The organism is Thermococcus sp., from assembly GCF_027011145.1.
Lineage (GTDB): Archaea > Methanobacteriota_B > Thermococci > Thermococcales > Thermococcaceae > Thermococcus.
Map to the genome: position 1 here is coordinate 15,624 of NZ_JALVAO010000048.1, position 18,264 is coordinate 33,887.

The 18,264-nt window shown below is 50.5% G+C and carries 16 protein-coding genes; 9 read left to right on the forward strand and 7 right to left on the reverse strand.

Going from position 1 to position 18,264, the window contains the following annotated elements:
- The first annotated feature begins 2 nt into the window (after positions 1 to 2).
- From MVG27_RS05720 to MVG27_RS05740, 5 genes are all read left to right on the forward strand, one after another.
- Positions 3 to 1,394 carry an ATP synthase subunit B gene (locus tag MVG27_RS05720; protein WP_297549999.1) on the forward strand — a complete coding sequence of 464 codons (1,392 nt, stop codon included), beginning with the start codon at positions 3 to 5 and terminating at the stop codon, positions 1,392 to 1,394.
- A gap of 28 nt (positions 1,395 to 1,422) precedes the next feature.
- Positions 1,423 to 2,067 carry a V-type ATP synthase subunit D gene (locus MVG27_RS05725; protein ID WP_297549964.1) on the forward strand — a complete coding sequence of 215 codons (645 nt, stop codon included), beginning with the start codon at positions 1,423 to 1,425 and terminating at the stop codon, positions 2,065 to 2,067.
- A 100-nt stretch (positions 2,068 to 2,167) separates the two neighbouring features.
- The gene (locus MVG27_RS05730) at positions 2,168 to 2,935 is read left to right on the forward strand and encodes an MBL fold metallo-hydrolase (RefSeq protein ID WP_297549966.1); all 768 of its coding nucleotides are present in this window, start codon (positions 2,168 to 2,170) and stop codon (positions 2,933 to 2,935) included.
- A gap of 9 nt (positions 2,936 to 2,944) precedes the next feature.
- Positions 2,945 to 3,697, forward strand: coding sequence for a methyl-accepting chemotaxis protein (locus tag MVG27_RS05735; protein ID WP_297549968.1), 753 nt, complete (start codon positions 2,945 to 2,947; stop codon positions 3,695 to 3,697).
- A 13-nt stretch (positions 3,698 to 3,710) separates the two neighbouring features.
- Positions 3,711 to 4,925, forward strand: a complete 1,215-nt coding sequence (locus MVG27_RS05740; protein ID WP_297549970.1) for a DHHA1 domain-containing protein — start codon at positions 3,711 to 3,713, stop codon at positions 4,923 to 4,925.
- On the opposite strand, the gene MVG27_RS05745 is transcribed toward MVG27_RS05740, so the two are convergent.
- From MVG27_RS05745 to MVG27_RS05775, 7 genes are read right to left on the reverse strand one after another with little or no spacing between them, the layout of a single operon-like run.
- Positions 4,912 to 5,754, reverse strand: a complete 843-nt coding sequence (locus MVG27_RS05745; RefSeq protein WP_297549972.1) for a 7-cyano-7-deazaguanine synthase — start codon at positions 5,752 to 5,754, stop codon at positions 4,912 to 4,914. The genes MVG27_RS05740 and MVG27_RS05745 overlap by 14 nt on opposite strands.
- Before the next feature lie 27 nt (positions 5,755 to 5,781).
- The gene (locus MVG27_RS05750) at positions 5,782 to 6,447 is read right to left on the reverse strand and encodes a hypothetical protein (RefSeq protein WP_297549974.1); all 666 of its coding nucleotides are present in this window, start codon (positions 6,445 to 6,447) and stop codon (positions 5,782 to 5,784) included.
- A 12-nt stretch (positions 6,448 to 6,459) separates the two neighbouring features.
- Positions 6,460 to 7,776 (reverse strand): ABC transporter permease subunit, encoded by a 1,317-nt coding sequence (locus MVG27_RS05755; protein WP_297549976.1) that lies wholly within the window; start codon positions 7,774 to 7,776, stop codon positions 6,460 to 6,462.
- A complete protein-coding gene (locus MVG27_RS05760; protein ID WP_297549978.1) occupies positions 7,769 to 8,767 on the reverse strand; it encodes an ABC transporter permease in 999 nt (332 codons plus the stop codon). The genes MVG27_RS05755 and MVG27_RS05760 overlap by 8 nt, the downstream gene beginning before the upstream one ends.
- A gap of 40 nt (positions 8,768 to 8,807) precedes the next feature.
- On the reverse strand, positions 8,808 to 9,713 hold the full coding sequence (locus MVG27_RS05765) for a radical SAM protein (protein ID WP_297549980.1): 906 nt from the start codon (positions 9,711 to 9,713) through the stop codon (positions 8,808 to 8,810).
- Between the two features lie 47 nt (positions 9,714 to 9,760).
- Positions 9,761 to 10,462: a dihydroorotate dehydrogenase electron transfer subunit gene (locus MVG27_RS05770; RefSeq protein ID WP_297549982.1), complete on the reverse strand. Its 702-nt coding sequence runs from the start codon at positions 10,460 to 10,462 to the stop codon at positions 9,761 to 9,763.
- Positions 10,446 to 11,669, reverse strand: a complete 1,224-nt coding sequence (locus MVG27_RS05775) for a dihydroorotase (protein ID WP_297549984.1) — start codon at positions 11,667 to 11,669, stop codon at positions 10,446 to 10,448. The genes MVG27_RS05770 and MVG27_RS05775 overlap by 17 nt, the downstream gene beginning before the upstream one ends.
- A 320-nt stretch (positions 11,670 to 11,989) precedes the next feature.
- Between MVG27_RS05775 and MVG27_RS05780 the strand changes: the two genes are divergently transcribed.
- The 4 genes from MVG27_RS05780 to MVG27_RS05795 all read left to right on the forward strand — a co-directional run bounded on the left by MVG27_RS05780 (position 11,990) and on the right by MVG27_RS05795 (position 18,262).
- Positions 11,990 to 14,539: an ABC transporter substrate-binding protein gene (locus MVG27_RS05780; RefSeq protein ID WP_297549986.1), complete on the forward strand. Its 2,550-nt coding sequence runs from the start codon at positions 11,990 to 11,992 to the stop codon at positions 14,537 to 14,539.
- 154 nt (positions 14,540 to 14,693) lie between these two features.
- The gene (locus tag MVG27_RS05785) at positions 14,694 to 15,734 is read left to right on the forward strand and encodes an ABC transporter permease (RefSeq protein ID WP_366078843.1); all 1,041 of its coding nucleotides are present in this window, start codon (positions 14,694 to 14,696) and stop codon (positions 15,732 to 15,734) included.
- A gap of 10 nt (positions 15,735 to 15,744) precedes the next feature.
- On the forward strand, positions 15,745 to 17,292 hold the full coding sequence (locus tag MVG27_RS05790; RefSeq protein ID WP_297556343.1) for an ABC transporter permease: 1,548 nt from the start codon (positions 15,745 to 15,747) through the stop codon (positions 17,290 to 17,292).
- A 10-nt stretch (positions 17,293 to 17,302) separates the two neighbouring features.
- The gene (locus MVG27_RS05795; protein WP_297548481.1) at positions 17,303 to 18,262 is read left to right on the forward strand and encodes an ABC transporter ATP-binding protein; all 960 of its coding nucleotides are present in this window, start codon (positions 17,303 to 17,305) and stop codon (positions 18,260 to 18,262) included.
- The last annotated feature ends 2 nt before the right edge of the window (positions 18,263 to 18,264 follow it).

Here is an 18,264-nt window from a genome sequence, read left to right on the forward strand (position 1 = left end):
TCATGCCGGGAATGGAGTACTCCACAGTTAGCAAGATTTACGGACCGCTCATGATTGTCGAGGGCGTCAAGGGAGTGGCCTACGGTGAGGTCGTTGAGATAGAGACCGAGAGCGGGGAGAAGAGGAAGGGACAGGTTCTCGAGGCCAGGGAGAACCTCGCAATAGTCCAGGTCTTCGAGGGAACCCGCGATTTGGACGTTAAAACCACCCGCGTCCGCTTTACCGGAGAGACCCTCAAGGTTCCCGTTTCAATGGACATGCTGGGCAGGATATTCAACGGTATCGGCAAGCCCATCGACGGCGGACCGGAAATCATCCCCGAGGACAGGAGAGACGTTCACGGTGCGCCACTCAATCCGGTGGCAAGAGCCTACCCGAGGGACTTCATCCAGACAGGTATTTCGGCAATAGACGGTATGAACACCCTCGTCAGGGGCCAGAAGCTTCCGATATTCAGCGGTTCAGGTTTACCACACAACATGCTTGCCGCACAGATAGCGAGACAGGCTAAGGTCCTCGGTGAGGAGGAGCAGTTCGCCGTAGTTTTCGCGGCGATGGGTATCACATATGAAGAGGCCAACTTCTTCAAGAAGAGCTTTGAAGAGACCGGAGCAATAGAGAGGGCCGTGCTCTTCCTTAACCTAGCGGACGACCCTGCCATTGAGCGTATCATTACCCCCCGTATGGCCCTCACCGTGGCTGAGTACCTTGCCTTCGACTACGACATGCAGGTTCTGGTTATACTCACCGACATGACCAACTACGCCGAAGCTTTGCGTGAGATTTCAGCCGCTAGAGAAGAGGTTCCTGGAAGGCGCGGTTATCCGGGTTACATGTACACCGACTTGGCTACAATCTACGAAAGAGCGGGTCGCGTAAGGGGCAAGAAGGGAAGTATAACCCAGATGCCAATCCTGACGATGCCTGACGATGATATAACCCACCCGATTCCGGATTTGACCGGTTACATCACCGAGGGTCAGATAGTTCTCAGCAGGGAACTCCACAGGAAGGGTATCTACCCGCCGATTGACGTTCTCCCAAGCCTGAGCCGTCTGATGAAGGACGGTATCGGTAAGGGTAGGACCAGGGAAGACCACCCACAGCTCGCCCAGCAGTTGTATGCAGCCTACGCTGAAGGCAGATCTCTAAGGGATCTTGTAGCGGTTGTGGGTGAAGAAGCCCTGAGTGAGACCGATAAGAAGTACCTTAAGTTCGCGGACAGATTCGAGAGGGAATTCGTTGCCCAGCGCTACGATGAGGACAGGAGCATCTTTGAGACTCTCGACCTTGGATGGGAGCTTCTAGCGGAACTTCCGGAGAGCGAGCTCAAGCGTGTCAGGAAGGAGTACATCCTCAAATACCACCCGAAGTACAGGAAGAGGGGCAAGTGAGCCCCTATAAAATTTTTAGGTGGTCGAGATGGCAGAACTGCTCAACGTGAAGCCAACGCGAATGGAGCTCCTCAACCTCAAGAGGAGAATTCAGCTGGCCAAGAAGGGTCACAAGCTCCTCAAGGACAAGCAAGATGCACTTATTATGGAATTTTTCACGATTTACGATGAAGCTCTTACCCTTAGAAAAGAGCTAAATCTCAAGATGGAGGAGGCATTCGAAGCCCTCCAGATGGCGGAGATTGACGTTGGAACACTTCGCCTTAAGGAGATAAGCCTCTCGGTGAAGCCGAACAGGGAAGTGGAGATTAAGAAGAGAAACATCATGGGCGTTCCGGTTCCCCTTATCGAGGCTGAGTCTTTCAAGAGAAACGTTGGGGAGAGGGGTTACGCCTTTGTTTCGAGCTCCGCCAAGGTCGACCTCGTCGCAGAGAAGTTCGAGGAGGTCCTTGATTTGGCCGTTCGCCTCGCTGAGGTGGAGGAGACCCTAAAGAGGCTCGCGAAGGAGATAGAAGTAACCAAGAGGCGCGTCAACGCGCTGGAATACATTATCATACCAAGGATGGAAGCCACCGTCAAGTTCATCAAGCAACGCTTAGATGAGATGGAGCGCGAGAACTTCTTCAGGCTGAAGAGGGTTAAGGCCTTAATCGAGGCTAGAAGCGGGTCCTGAGCCCTTTACGTTCCCCTTTTTCTAAGGAGCGTTTGTGTAGGTGTTTGTGTAGGCAAATCGCTTAAATATGCTCTTCTCGTAATTAAGTTGGGGGTGAGCTATGGGAGAGTACTTTATCGAGCCCGGTTTGGACCCCAGAAAGGACCACGTTCTTTACAGGGATGATGAACACCTCGTGGTTTACCTTGGCACCCAGGAGGGTGGAGAGGACGTTGACGTTAACAGCTACCTCATAGTCAGCAGGGGCAAGGGAATTCTCATAGATCCCGGAGGATACAAGATTTTCTCCAAGGTGCTGGCAAACGCCTCCAAGTACATTGACCCGAGGGACATAGAGTACATCTACATCTGCCACCAGGACCCGGATGTTGCCGGTAGTTTGCCCCTTTGGAGAGAAGTTAGCAACGCAAAAATCATAGTTCACTGGCTCTGGACGAGGTTTCTGCCCCACTTTGGTTTTGAAGACATCAGAGCAGTTGCTCACGAGTTGTCGGACGAAGGCGAGACGATGGTCTTTGGTGCAACGACCCTTGAGTTCATACCCGCCCACTTCCTTCACAGTCCCGGACACTTTACGATATACGACCACAGGAGCAAGTTTCTCTTTACAGGGGACATAGGCATAGCCCTCCTTGAAGAGCCTTACATCGTTGTTGAGAACATGGAGAGGCACATACAGGCCATGAGACCGGTTCACGAGAGGCTAATGCCGACGAGCAGGGCCATAAAGGTCTGGCTTGACAAAGTGAAGTTCCTCGACGTTGAAGCCATACTGCCCCAGCACGGGGCGATTATCCCTAAAAAGTTTATACCCCGCTTCTATGACTTCCTCGAAAACCTGAAGTGCGGCGTTGACCTGCTCCGATGAGGTGATAGCATGAACGTCAGGAGCATCGAGAAGGCATCAAATGCATTGGCTCAGTCAGTCCGTATAAAAACTTCAAGTAAGGAGTCCAGCAAGATTATAGACGAATTAGCCGAGCAAATTAGTGGACAGTTCCTTGAGAACAACATAATGATTATTGAAAACATAGAAAAGCTTTCTCAAGTCATGAGAGAACTTGAAAGGTTTCAGGAGGAGTTCCTACCCTTCTTTAAGCGTTTTGAGGTCTTCGCTCAAGAATTTAACACACTCGTTGAAAACCTTGAGTATGTTTCAAGGATAAGCGACTCGATAGCCAGCGTGGCGAAGCAGACCAACCTGGTTGCCCTTAATGCATCTATAGAAGCGGCCCGCGCTGGCGAAGCCGGAAGGGGTTTTGCAGTCGTTGCCGATGAGATTAGGAAGATGGCTGTCCAGACCATGAATCTCGCCAAGGAAATCAAAGACTTCAACACGAGGGTGATGGGCCAGCTTGAGACCCTTAGAGACGCTCTGGCAGTTATGGACAGAATCAAGGAGGGAACTGAGATACTCGGGAGAGACATAGAGGCCATGGTCGAGATTAGCTCGGTTTTAGATGAGATTTCGCGCGAGCAGGAGGAGATTGTAAACGATATAAAGAGGCTCAAGGGGATAGCCCTGGCATTGAGGAAGTTTGCGGACATGCAGGATAAATACAATAAGGAGCTCGCCTCACTCCTTAGAATGATGGTCAGCGAATACGCGAAGGAGCAAAGGGAAAAGTAGTGGGGTGCTTGTTATGACGGAGAGGCTTTACTACTCTGATCCATACCTTAAAGAAACGACCGCTACGGTTGTTGAGGTTAAAAACCTCGGGAACGGCCTCGTTGAGGTTCTCCTAGATAGGACGATATTCTATCCTGAAGGCGGTGGCCAGCCCTCCGACAGGGGACTTATCGAGGGTGAAGGGTTCACGATTGAGGTCACCAAGGTTAAAGAGCGCGATGAAATCTGGCATGAGGGGGTAATCGAGGGGAGGGTTCCAGAAAAGGGCGAGGAAGTTAGGCTTAAGCTCGACTGGGACTGGAGATACGAGAACATGAAGAACCATACGGGACAGCACATCCTCTCGGCGGTTCTCAAGAAGCTTTACGACCTCGACACGACAGGTTTCCAGATTTTTGAGCACTACAACAAGATTGAGGTTAACGGCGACCTCGACTGGGAGGCCATTACAAGGGCTGAAATCGAGGCCAATAGAATAGTCTCCGAGGGACTTCCCGTAACCGTTGAGGAGTTCAAGTACCTTCCCGACGACATCGTTAAGACGCTGAGAAAGCACGTGAGCAAGGTAACCGACAGGGTCAGGATAGTGAGCATCGGCAACGTTGACAGAACCCCCTGCGGGGGAACCCACGTTAAGAACACCTCCGAGATAGGTCTCATCAAGGTTCTCCGCTTCTACAAGAAGTCCAAGAACCTCTGGAGGATAGAGTTCGTCGCCGGTAACAGGGCCCTGAGGACGCTCAACGAGCTCCTCGAAGACTACTGGAATTCCCTTGAGGAGATGCCCAACAAGAACAGGCCCCTCATTGACAGGGTCAGGGAGCTGAAGGGGGAGATTGACTCCCTCGAGGAGAAGATTGACGAGCTGAGGCACGAGCTCTGGCGCTGGAAGGGGCTGGCCCTCATAGACAAGGCAGAGGAGATAGGTGACTACAACGTGGTTGCCCTCGTCGAGAAGTGGCCCATGAAGGACGCCCAGGCCTTTGCTGTGAACTTTGTTAAGGAAAACCCCGGCTCAATCCTCCTCCTTGCAAGCGAGGAGTACGCCCTCTTCGCCAGAAACGAGGAAGTTGAGGTTTCGATGAAAGAACTCCTTCAGAAGGTCATTGAGGAGCTCGGCGGGAAGGGTGGTGGAACCGACAACTTAGCCAGGGGCAGGATTGAGGCGGAACCTGAAGACGTTCTCGACGTTGCAAAGGAAAAGCTGAGGGAAATCATTTCTGGATAAGTTCTATCTGGCTCTCCTCTATTCCAAGTTTTTCAAGGACGATTTTCCACTGCCCCTCCGGCACCTCTGGCCTTTGAAGTTCCTTTTCCGCTTTTTCTCTACTCATGAGGCCGTAGCGAACCAGAGCCGCTATCCGCCTGTGCTCAAAGCTGTGGCCGTGCTTCTCCCAGTAGAGTTGCAGAGCAGGTCCAAGAACGAGGCAGTTCGTAGTGTATCCCGGCAGTTCCGGGAACTCAAAGGGAAGCTTTTTCAGGATTTCAAAACGCTCTTCCTCGGTCATCATGGAGAGAAGCCTTATCTGGACTATTCCACCGCTCATAAGCCTGTATGGATGGTGGCCGAAGGGTAACTCGTGGCCAGTTATAATGTACTGGTAATTGTTTTTCAGGGCGTACTTTCTTAGCTTTTCCATTGTTCTCTTTGAACATGCCCTGCACGGGCTCTGGGCCTTCAGCAGGGCGTTTCTGAATATATCTGAGTAGTCGTATCGTAGAACTTTAAAGGGAACGCCAAGGTGTTCGGCTATCCTTCTCGCGTTCTCTATGGCCTTTTCCGACATGAGCCCGTGGTCTATCATAACAGCCTCAAGTTCCGGAACCCTGTAGACCTCTTTCGCCAGGTAGAGGGCAACAACGCTGTCCTTCCCGCCGGAATAGGCAACGATTGCCCTATCGACTTTTTTCATGAGTTCTTCAAGCTCTCTCCTGACCTTCTCCCCTTCTATTGGGTGCTTCAGGTAGACCTGACATTCGCGGCATATTGGTCTTCCGTTCACCAGGTCTATCCTTGAGGTTCTCTCATCGTTGACGCAGAGCGAACACTTGAGCATGGAAAAGGAAACGGAGAGACCTTTATATCATTTTTCAAAGCGCGAAGCTAAAGACCTTCCGCCGGATTTTATGAGCTCCTTTGTTTCTTCGGTCTTTTCAACTCCTTTCTTCCCTGCGAAGAGCAGGACGAGCAGAATCTGATCCTTTAGAAGGATTCCCTGGTTGTTCCTCGCTATTAGCCATCCGAAGACAAAGCCGAAGACCAATCCGGCAAGCCAGAGTTCTATTAGGAAAGTCCCGGCCGAGCTCCGCTGTGTTGAGACCGTTGAGAGGGCTTTATACGAGAGAGCAAGAGCCAGGACGAAGATGCCCTCGAGGAGCAGTCCAAGCTTCGTTGCCCTTGCCAGCGTTCCCAGAAGTCTTCCCCTTATCTCGCCAAGGATTTTCCCATCGTGGTGGCTGTACACAAGGAGCCGTGAAACGTTGGCCCCGCTTCTGAAGGCCAGAAACGCGAAGAGCATGGCCAGATAGTCCCACCTGACCTTCCAGAGTCCATAGAGGCCCACTAAGACCCATATCGGAGTGAAGAGTCTTTCCAAGTTTTTCTTTTCGTTCTCTGGAAGTTCAACGCGAAGGGCTTTTTTGGCTAATTTCCCAGCTATCTTCCCCATAATCCTCAGGAGGGATAACCAGAGGTTTATCCCAAGGAAAACCAGCAGTAGGAGAAAAGATATAATGTCCTGTGTTGTCATGGTACCACCTTATTAATTTTGTGTTTTGAGGGTTTTAGGTCTTTCGAGAAACTTTCGTTCAACGGTCCTTCCGAGGTCAATGAATGCGTAGGCTATCGCACCGAGGGATATTCCAAGCGGGACTATCTGCCACCAGTAGGGGACGTACTTCGCTATCCCCGCCATGAGGGGCGTGCTCATCAGCGTCCCCCAGTTGAACCCGGGAACGACGTTGAAGAACCCGAGGAGGGTTATGAAGGCGATTACCCCGGGGACGGACATTGAGAACAGATAAACGGTGTATGGAATTAGAACCGGGAGCACATGGAGCCTGAGGATTTGGAGGGGACTTGCTCCCAGGGCTTTGCTTGACTCTATGTAGCCCCTTCTTAGTTCTTCCTCGACTATGGAGCGGATCTTCCTTGATGACGTCCCGATGAAAACTATGGCCACCACAAGGGCCATTGCGTAGGGGTTCATCTGGATTTTGATAGTGGTCATTCTCACGACTTCAAGCCTTCCCAAGAGCACAACGAGTATGACCGCAAGTGGCAATGAAGGGGTTGAAGCAAGGATTTTTGAGATGACATTTATAAGGGAGCCTGCTCTGGTAGAAATAACACTCAGAGAACCGAGGGCGAGGGAGAGGAGCGCCAGTATTCCAGCCCCGAGGAGGGATATAATTATCGTTTGTCTTGCCCCGTATGCAAAACCCGTCCAGACGTCCCTCCCGTAGACGTCGGTTCCCAGTCTGCCGTAACTGAGTCCCAGGATTCTAACCCTCGGCTCGTCTCCCGGCTGGAGTCCTCCGTAACTGCCTGTTATCACTATCCTGTATGTTCCCTTGAGGGGGACGAAATTGAAAACGCAGTCCGTACCGGGTTTTGAGAATATGGCCTTCAGAGGGTTGTGGAAGAGAAGCTGAGACCACGTTGGTTTTGGAACACATTTCTCATCGGCTATCTCCTCAATGGATGATGTCAGGGTTCCAACCTTGAGGGAACCCGGGATTATACCGTTCCAGAGGAGATACTTTCTTCCTAAGGGGTCAATAATGGAGATTTTGAGGCTTCTGGTTAAGTTTGGAATTATCAGAATGTCCTGAGGAGCTTTGTTGTAGTGGAAGTCGTAGTAATAAACGAAACTGCCGTTTTCGTAGACCCCATGTAGCCATTCCGTTTTTGGGAGCCCTATGAACTCACCGTACCATTCGGGGGGAACGCCGGCGGGATTGTACTTCCAGTAGGTTTCGTTGTTCCAGTTCTCAACGTTCTCCTTAACGACCGTGTGGGGGCCGATGACGGCGAAGGCAATGAAAAACGCTATTATGAGAACAGATAGTCTACGCATCCCTCCTCACCCTAGGGTCGAGTCTCAGGTAGAGGGCCTCGAAAATCGAGGTGTTCAGGAAGTACATGACCGACATAACAAGGCTCGCAAAAAACAACAGGTCTCCCCTTCCCTTGTAGAGGAGAATCCACGCGCCAATTAGGAAGGCTCGACCAATACCAGGAACGTTGAAGAGAACCTCCACTGCCATGTCGTTTATCAGGAGGTTTAGGAAGCTGTAGCTTGTGAATGTCAGAAAGCTTGGAAGGACGACACGGAGGAGTTTTCTCTCTATCTTCCTGTCTGGAAGGCCCTTTATGATATCAATTATAACATAGTCCTCGCTCTTCTCCCTGACGACAAGGTTCCTGACGGTCATAGCATAGACTGGAATGTTTACCAGGGTCAGGGTAAGAATCGGCAGGGAGAGGCCCTTCAGGTATGTGAAAATCGTCACTCTCCCCTCGACGCTTGCCCGATGAACGTAGTCCAGATAACTCAGGGGGAGGACGCTGAGCTTCCACCACAGAACCCAGAGCAAAACAACAGCCCAGAACCAGCCGGGGATTGCCGAGAAACTGGGCCCCAGAACACTTAGAATCCTGTCCGGGAGTCCCCCTCTGTAGCCTGCCCTCAACCCCCACAGAGCGCCAAAAATGAGTATCAGAAGGAGAGAGAGCGTCATTATGGTCAGAGTCAAAAGTATTGATTTCCCCGGCGTTGTTCCCACCCATGATGTGTAGATGCCGTGGGGAGTTGGGACGTAGTATGTGAATGTAGATTCGTTTTTTGTTATTGTTATTATGTTCATTGTTTTGTTGTTAAAGACCTTAACGGAAAACCTGAGATACTCTCTTGTCTTGTTAAGTAACTTACCCGGCTGAACTGCACTTTCGACGCTTTTCCCTGTTAATCTTGCCTCGGCCGATGAAATAAGGGTAGATAGTAGGACAACTACGATTATAAATATTATGAACTCTCTGAATATGGAGCTGACTATATTCTTTGCCATCTAGAATTTTTACATCCGAAAATAATAAATATGTTGTGGTTCATTCTTCTTTTCTTTCCCTCTTCACAACGGGGGCAACTTCCCTTGCAATTCTCTTAACGCTGAAGAGCGTAAGGGCGTCCATCTTCTTGAGCTGGGCGAGCAAACAACCGCTTATCCTGACGTCTATGTATTTCCTGGCCTCCATTGCCGTTTTGAGGAGCTCCCTCATGCTCTCCGCCCTCTCGAAATCGAGGCCCGCCCTCTTAAGTCGCTCCACGTTGAGCTCGTGAATTGTCAGTGGCTGGAGGTGCATCTCGTCTATTCCAAGGGAAGAGGCTAGCTCCGCTATCTTTGGGATATCCTCTTCGTTTATCCCGGGCATGAATATTGTCCTCACGACGGAGCGGACGCTTTTGTCTTTCCCCACTATCCTCAGGGCATTTACTACGGCATCGAAGGTGTCCGCGTTGGTAATCTCTAGGTGCTTCTCCCTAGTTGAGGCGTCGAGGCTTATCATGACGATGTCGAAGTCGAGCTTTTGCCAGAGCTCCTCTGTAAGGAGTGAGCCGTTGGTCTGAAGGTCGAGCCTCGCCTCGGGAAACCTCTCTCGGAGCATTCTGTTGACTTCAACTATCCTTTTGCTGAGCAAAGGTTCGCCGTACTGCGAGATGGTTATCGCCTTTGGGTTCTCCCAGCCGTAGTAGCCGGGCTTCGGGGCCTTTCCGAGCTTCACCGCGACGTTCGAATAGCAGAAGATGCAGTCGTGGTTGCACGCTGGAGTGAGTTCGTAGCTCGGGTGGTGAACGGGGTTAGGATTGCTCAAATCGAGGCCCTGACAGTATTTGCAGTGGCTCGGGTAGAGCATGTCGTCAACGAATCTCTTTAGTAGCTTTGCCTCCCTGTTCTCGAGAATCTGGGGCTCGATTCCCATTTTTCTGGCGAACTCTTCCCAGCTGTACTTCATTCTCTCACCGGTCGGAGCGGAAAAAAGGGGCTTAAAAAGGTGATTGGTCAGAGAAGTCCCCTCAGCTGGAAGCCGTCAAAGACGGGTCCGTCGCGACACACGAGGTACTTCCCAAGGTTGCAGGAGCCACAGACCCCTATGCCACACTTCATGTAGCGCTCCGCCGAAATCTGAACGTTTTTGTAATCCATAACCCTCAAAACGGCTTTTAGCATCGCTTCCGGGCCGCAGGCGTAGGCCCCTTCGAACTCACTCCTTCTCTCCGCCAGGACATCGGTCGGGAGGCCCTTCCTCCCGGCGGAGCCGTCGTCCGTCGTTATTACAACCTCGTCCACGTAGTTTTCGACGTCAAGAAGTGCCAGCTCCTCTCTGGAGCGGGCACCGTAGATGAGTGTAACTCCCTCGAAGTCTTTTCCCCATGCCCTTGCCAGAGCATAGAGCGGTGGAATCCCTATTCCCCCTGCTACAAGCGCTACTCTGCCCCACTTCCTCTCGAAGCCCCTGCCGTAGGGGCCCCGAATCCAGAGCCTTTCGCCTTCCTCAAGCTCAAAGAGCCTTGAGGTGAAGGGTCCAACGCGTTTAACGACCAAAAGGCCCTTCCAGGCCAGGCTAAAGGGCTTTTCCCCGACTCCCGGAAGCCAGACCATCACAAACTGACCCGGCGTGAATTCGAACCCCTTCGAGAGCCTGAAGGCCCTTACGTCTTTGGCGACCTCCCATGTTTCCCTGAGCTCAACCACGCTGTACATTTAAACGAACCCCCTCAGGCTTTCCTACGATTTCATCTCCCTCCATAACGACCCTTCCACGGAGAATTGTCATTACAACTTTCCCTTTAAGCTTCTGCCCCTCCCAGGGGCTCCACCTTGATTTCGTGTAGAACTCCTCGGGTTTGACAGTCCATTCCCTTCCGATGTCAACGACTGTAAAAGTCGCCTCGTTGCCCACCTTAAAGTCCCTTCCCCTTATTCCGAAGACCCTCACCGGGTTGTCGTGCATCTTCTCAACGATGTCAAAGACCGTTATGATTCCCCTGTTCACCGCGTCTAGGAGCAGGGCAACCTCCGTCTCGAGGCCGGGAATCCCGGCGGAGCCTTTTTCCTTGTCCTCGACTGTATGGGGCGCATGGTCGCTCGCGATTATCGGGATTTTTGAGAAGTTCTCCCACAGGGCTCTAACGTGTTCTTCGCTTCTCAGGGGTGGGTAAACCTTGAGTAGCGGGTTTTTCTCGTAGTCCTTCTTCGTCAGAAGCAGGTGGTGGGGCGTTACCTCGAAGCTCACCCAGGGAAGGTTCTCGCGCAGTATGGCATTTATCCCACCGCTCGTTGAGACGTGGCAGATGTTGAGGGGCTTTCTCAGCTTTCTGGCCACTTTAAGGGCCCGTTCTATGGCCCTCTCCTCGACCTCCGGTGGTCTTTCAGGTTTCTCCCTTATCAGCTCCGCCTCTTCCGCATGAACGCTCAAAACACCCGGGGAGCAGGAGTAATCGGCCTCGAAGTTTTCTGAATAAACCCCGCCCGTTGAAGCTCCCATGAAGGCCTTGTAGAAGTCTGCCTTTACCCTTCTGGCCTCCTCGCAGTTGTCCCCCATGAGAAAGCTCAGGGCGTAGTCGGTGTAGGCTTTTCGCCGGAAGAGTTCGAGGCGTTTTTCGAACGTTTTGGAGTCCAAAACCGGAGGTTTTGTGTTGGGCATATCAAATACTGCCGTTATCCCGCCATGAAGAGCCGCTTTGGTTCCGCTCTCAACGGTTTCCTTTTTCCTTTCCTCAAAGTCTCTCAGGTGGACGTGAGTGTCTATCAGTCCGGGGAGGATTAAAAATCCTGGCAGTTTCAGTTTCTGCTCTCCCTGAAGGGCTCCAACCGCTATCTTCGATATCCTTCCGCCGTCGATTCCTATGCTTCCTTCAACAATCCTTCCGTCGAGTACAAACCTTCCACTCAGAACGAGCTCGTGCATCGAAGCCCGCGCGGGATTTTCCAATGGCCTGTTTTAAAATTTTTGGTCATGAAACCGAAAGGAAACACTTTTTTCGGATTTCTAGAAATCTAAAATATCCATTTTCTTGTTGTTGCCTAAAATCCTGGTTTGGCTTTACGTTTGGAGAATAACCAACATCGCATGCGCAAATATCTAGCCTGATTAACCGTGGATTCCAAATCTGGTCATTGTCCTTTATGTTCCTATCTCTTTTCTTTTACATTAACGTAACCCTTAAATAGGCCTCGAATGTATAGCTTCATGCCATTATACCCGGTATGTGGCAACGTTGCCAAAACTTGAAGGAGGCAGTGGTTATGAATAGGAAAGCCCTGAGCCTGTTTGTTATGGGCTTGATGCTGTTTAGTGTCTTCTTGGTTGCAAAGCCTGCCAGTGCCCAGCAGAGTGTTCCGGGAGACACCCTTAAGATAGTTCAGCTCGCTGCCCAGGGCAGTCTCTTCATGGGTGTCTTCAACCCATCACCGAGCGGAATGACTGACGTTTATACAGTACGTGTCTGGTACTTCCTTCACGACCCATCAGTTGTCATGGGACCTGATGCACAGTACCACAACTATCGCTGTGAGCTTGTTAGCATACAGTACAACGTAAAGGTTCCCGATGATGCAGTCATCTGGAACGGAACCCAGAAGCAGTGGGTTAGCCCCTACGCAGGTAAAACCGCCAAGAGCGCTGTCACATGGAAGTGTGGCCTTGGAACCTGGGTTGATGGGCAGAAGATAACTCTCGCTGACTACCTCTTCGACTACGCGATGGCCTGGGAGTGGGCCTACCAGGACGGTAAGGACGACAAGTTCTACAGCGAGGACTACGCCAACAACCTCCAGGGAACCCTCCAGCTCGTCATGGGTCTTAAGGTTGACAAGGTCACCGACGACTACATTGAGTACACCCTCTATCAGAACTACGTTGTTCCTTACGACAAGTGGAGCACCGCTATTGGAAACTTCATGGAGAAGCCAAGCTTCCCGTGGGAGCTCTACAACGTCATGAGCAACATGGTTGCCTACGGCGTCAACGGTAAGGAGTTCTCCTGGAGCACCCAGCCCCAGAACGGCTACCAGCTCGACATGATAAGCCCCGAGCAGGCCCCATACTTCAAGGCAGAGGCTCAGAAGATCCTTTCAAGCGGAAACCTCATTCCAGTCTGGCTTAGCACCCTCAAGCCGGTTCTCCAGAAGTGGGGCATTAGTGAGGAGCAGGCTGGTATCACTGAGGATATGGCCAAGCAGGGTTACAACGACATAATCAAGTGGGCTGACGAATACAAGAACGTTCTCATCAGCGACGGACCGTATTACGTTGAGAAGTACGACCCGAAGGCCATGACGGTTGTTCTTAAGCTCGCCGACAACAAGAGGATTGGATTTGCTGGTGAGGTCAACGGTAAGCCTATCCCATGGAACCCGAACTGGAAAGAGATTGACATCTACGGTACCCTCAACAAGGACACTGCAATTCTTGCCGTTGCTAAGGGTGAGTACGACTTCTACTGGTATGCAACCCCGTACAGTGACATAGCCAAGGTCATGCAGCAGTATGGTAAGGACCTCAACCCGATTAAGACCATCAGCGTCTGGTGGAGCCTTGACCTTAACCTCGTCGGCGACCCGCAGACTGGTCTCGTTAACTCCTCCGGAACTGAAAAGTTCAACCCGTTTGCCCTCAGGGGAGTCAGGTACGCTATGAACTGGCTTGTCAACAGGCAGTACATCGTCAGCCAGATCCTCCAGGGTAGTGGTGCTCCAATGTTCGGTCCAGAGGTCAGCGGACAGGTCGACGCTTACATGAGGATAATGACCGTTGCCAAGGCACTTGGATTCACCCCGCAGGGCGATGAGAACTATGCCCTTAAGCTCATTGACCAGGCTATGAACAACGCCGCTCAGGCTCTTGCCAAGAAGGGCTACAAGCTCGAGAAGAAGGACGGCATTTGGTACTTCAATGGCGAACCTGTTACCGTTAAAGTTATTGCCCGTGTTGAGGACCAGAGGCTTGACGAGGGTAAGTACATCGCCCAGATACTGCAGAAGGCAGGCTTCAAGGTTGAACTCCTCCAGTGGCAGAGGACTCAGGCTAGCAAGGTAGTCTACGGTCAGGATCCGAGGACCCTCCAGTGGCACGTTTACACTGAGGGTTGGGTCAGCAGTGGAATTCAGTCCGTTACAAGCATTGCTTGGGACTTCTGGTTCTTTGACTACTACGTTGACCCGAACTGGGCTACAAACTACCACAACCCAATGACCGTCCAGGATCTTGTGAACACCATTGCTGGTGGAGATCTCAACAAGTTCATAAGCACTCTCCAGCTCAAGTACTACAACACTCCCGACAAGCTCAAGCCACTTCTCAAGTGGACCGGCTATGACTTGGCTATGGTCCTTGCCTACAACAGCTGGAAGGGTCCGAACAACGAGACCATAAGCATAGACACTCTCGACCAGTTCTGGGACCTCTACAAGCTCGCATATGGTACACACATGCTTAACTCACCGCGCGTTTACACAGTGGAAACCTGGAACTTCTTCCTGACCAACAAGAAGATAACCGTTACCATGCCCGACCCAATCAGCGGTCTCGGAAGCTTCCTCGCAGCTAGGTCAGTTGTTCCGACCAAAGCCGTTAGCGCTACAACCACCACTACAAGCACAACCAAGCCAAGCTCAACCACAACCACGACTAGCAAGCCCACAACCACAACCAGCAAGCCCACAACTTCAAGCGCTCCGACTTCAACGACCTCTACCAGCGGAAAGAGCGGAATCTGTGGTCCAGCATTCATAGTTGGTCTAGCAGTACTCCCACTCCTCCTCAGAAAGAGGAGGTGATCTTTTCTTCCCTTTTATTGTTCCCTTGATGAACATGACTGTTCTTGTACAAAACGTGTACATTTGTGTTCTTTTTGGGGAAAACTATTTAAACTTTAACTAGCAGGTAAAACTTGAGCTTCCAGAGAACCATGGCGCTCGTGGAGGGGTTAAAATGGCAATGGGTTTCGGCAAGTATGTGTTGTATCGTTTGATAAACGCTGTTGTAATCTTATTTTTAGCAGTTCTTTTGATGTCGGCACTTTTCACGAAACTTGCGACGATTCAGTTGACAACTCAAGTTGATTCAGAAGTTCAGCAGTGGGTTAGAACTTACACTCAGACCCACCATCAGGCACCTAGCAAGGAACTAATAGAGCAGTATAGAGCGCAGAGAATGCATTACTATGGGCTCGACAAGCCATATTGGGAAAGGGCATGGATGTATACCATAGATACGTTTTTCTTTAAGTGGGGGAATTCCATCCCTGCGGTATTTGGAACCCACAACGTTAAGGATCAAATAAAAACGGCCCTGGCTAGGACAATACTCCTGTTCACAACTTCTCAGATAATCATCATATTCTTGGGCTTGGCATTGGGTGTTAAAAGTGCCCAGAAGCCGGGAAGTCTGCTCGACAGAACGATATCTATATTGGCAATGGTAACTACGAGCCTCCCAATGTGGTGGCTTGGAATGCTCATGATTCTCCTCTTCGTCGTATACCTGGGCTGGTTGCCAATAACTCTGTATTCTCAAACGGCCGTTTCAGGCTGGTCAAATATACTGAAGAAGATGAGCCTTCCAGTGCTCACAATAGTTCTCGTGTCCTTTGGTGGCTGGTCGTGGATTATCAGGAACATTATGATCGGTACAATGCAAGAAGATTTCATAATGGTTGCAAGGGCTAAGGGTGTTCCTGAGAGAAAAGTTATCTACGGACATGCACTCAAAGCAGCGGCTCCACCGATAGTAACTATGATAATCTTTGCAATGATTGGTTCTCTCGGCGGTGCTATCATTACAGAAATAGTTTTCAACTGGCCCGGAATGGGCCGTTTATACTGGGAGGCACTCCAGCTCAATGCCGTTAGGACCATGATGGCACTCAACTACATGTTTGCATTCATGACGGTCTTCTCAATGGTGCTTGCGGACATACTCTACGGCTATCTCGACCCACGTGTAAGGGTCGGTGCCTCTGCGAGGTCGTGAGGTGGTGAATATGAGATGGGTTGACTTTAAGGACAGCGTCAAAAGATTCTGGAGCGAATACAAACATCAGAAGTCTGGAATGTTTGGGTTAGCCATGCTCATCGTCCTAATACTGCTTGCCATTTTGGCTCCCGTACTGACAAGTCCTAACATTCCAAAAGAATGGCAAACAGGACAAGCTTGGATTACCAATCCAAAAAACGCTCCACCTGCTTGGGAAAACTACTTCACAAATGTTTCTAAGGCTCCAGAAAAAATTTTCACCATCAACGATATGCAAGTCAAAACTGAGAAAAACGGTACATACAACGTTTACACTCTCACGTTCACTTACAACATGAAATATAACGTTCCGCCCAAAGATATAGTTATAACCGGTCTGAAGTCGAATGCCTCGCGTCCTCAGGATACTCCATCAATTTCGATCATAGTTCAGAGACCCCCAGAGAAAGGCGTTAAATACGATACAATACTTCTCCTTATGGATACCAAACTCCCCAGTGGAGGTGCAATACAGCTCTCGTACACACCCCAGACCAAGTCTCTGCTGTTCTATTGGCTCTACCAGAACGGCGTTTACAAGCTTCCCATGCAGATACCTGAGAACTTGCCGATAGACATGAAACTTATGTATCTTAACCAGCAACTACAGATGAACAACACTCTCTACAGCTATTATCAGAGCGCTGACCCCATGAAAATACTCTTCGGTCAAATAACCGATGCCAACGGTAATGTGCTTCCCCTTGAGACCATAATTTACAACGCTAAGGGACTTGAGGGCCCCTACAAGTTCCACATTACCATTAAAGCTCCCTCATACGTTAAGGTGAACTTCGACAATTTTGAAATTGCAATGGTCGGTAGAACCTACGGTCTGCTTGGAACAGACCAGTATGGTAGGCCAATAGCGGTGGGTCTCCTCTGGGGAATAAGGGTAGCAATTGCAATTGGTATCTCAGTTGCGCTCAGCACAGTTCTCATAGGAATTCTCTATGGAGTTACAAGCGCATATCTGGGTGGATGGACCGACGAGTTCCTCCAGAGGTTTAACGAGTTCATGATGACACTCCCAGTACTTCCAATGCTAATCCTGCTCTCTCTGTACTTCGGTGGCAGAATTTCGCTGAAACAGCTTGTTTTCATCTTAGTGCTCTTCGGATGGATGGGAACAGCTAAGGTTGCAAGGAGTATGGCACTTCAGATAAAGGAACAGACTTACATCGAGGCCGCAAGGGCTCTGGGTGCTGGAACTGGTAGAATAGTCTTTAAGCACATAGTTCCCCAGTTGCTTCCCTATGCTTTTGCTAACATAGCCCTTAGTGTTCCAGGAGCAATACTCGGTGAGGCGGGACTGAGCTTCCTTGGTCTCACAAATCCCAATTTGATATCCTGGGGAAGAATGCTCAATGATGCCCAGCAGAACGGTGCGACAATAAACGGGTACTGGTGGCAGGTGATTCCTCCGGGACTTGCAATAGCAGTAGTGGGACTGATATTCGTCTTGATTGGTGTCTCGCTCGATACCGTGCTCAATCCGAGACTCAAGCGTGCGTGAGGTGGTTTAAATGACCAAAAACGTCCTCGAAGTTAGAAATCTCAAAATGTATTACTTCACCAGCAAGGGAGTCGTGAAAGCCGTCGACAACATCAGTTTCGACCTGAAGAAGGGAGAGGTGCTGGGACTGGCCGGAGAAAGTGGATGTGGCAAGTCCTCCCTCGGTTTTACCCTTTTAGGAATGCCGACTCCTCCGGGTAAGATAGTGGACGGTAGTATAAAAATTGACGGCAGAGAGATAGTCGGCCTGCCTGAGGAGGTTCTTAGGAAGGAAATTCGTTGGGAAAAAATCTCAATGATATTCCAGGGAGCTATGAACGCTCTAAATCCGGTCTTTACCGTGGGCTATCAGTTAACGGAACCCCTTATCTACCATAAAGGCATGACGCAGGAGGAGGCCCTTGACAGAGCTCAAAAATATCTCGAACTTGTTGGCCTCGATCCTGAAATTGTTTACCGCTATCCCCACGAACTAAGTGGAGGTATGAAACAGCGTGTAATTATCGCAATGGCTCTCCTTATGGAACCTAGCGTTGTCATAGCAGACGAGCCAACAACGGCTTTAGACGTCGTTGTCCAGGCGCAGATCATAAACCTCATGAAACGTCTCAAAAAAGAACTAGGTCTTTCCATGATATTTATTACCCACGATCTAAGCATCTTAGCTGAGATCAGCGATCGGGTTGCTATTATGTATGCCGGAAAAATCGTAGAGATTGGCGAGAGTGAGAAAATCTACTACGAGCCAGCACATCCATACACTCAGAAATTACTTGCGGCAATTCCAAGACTCCACGAGGACGTTGAAAAGCTTGAGTTCATTCCCGGACAGCCACCAAACCTTATTAATCCTCCGAAGGGCTGTCGCTTCCACCCGAGGTGTCCCTATGCTATGGACGTTTGTAAGGAGCAGGAACCCGAGCTGAAAGAGATTGATAAGGATCACTATGCCGCATGCTGGTTGCTGTGAGG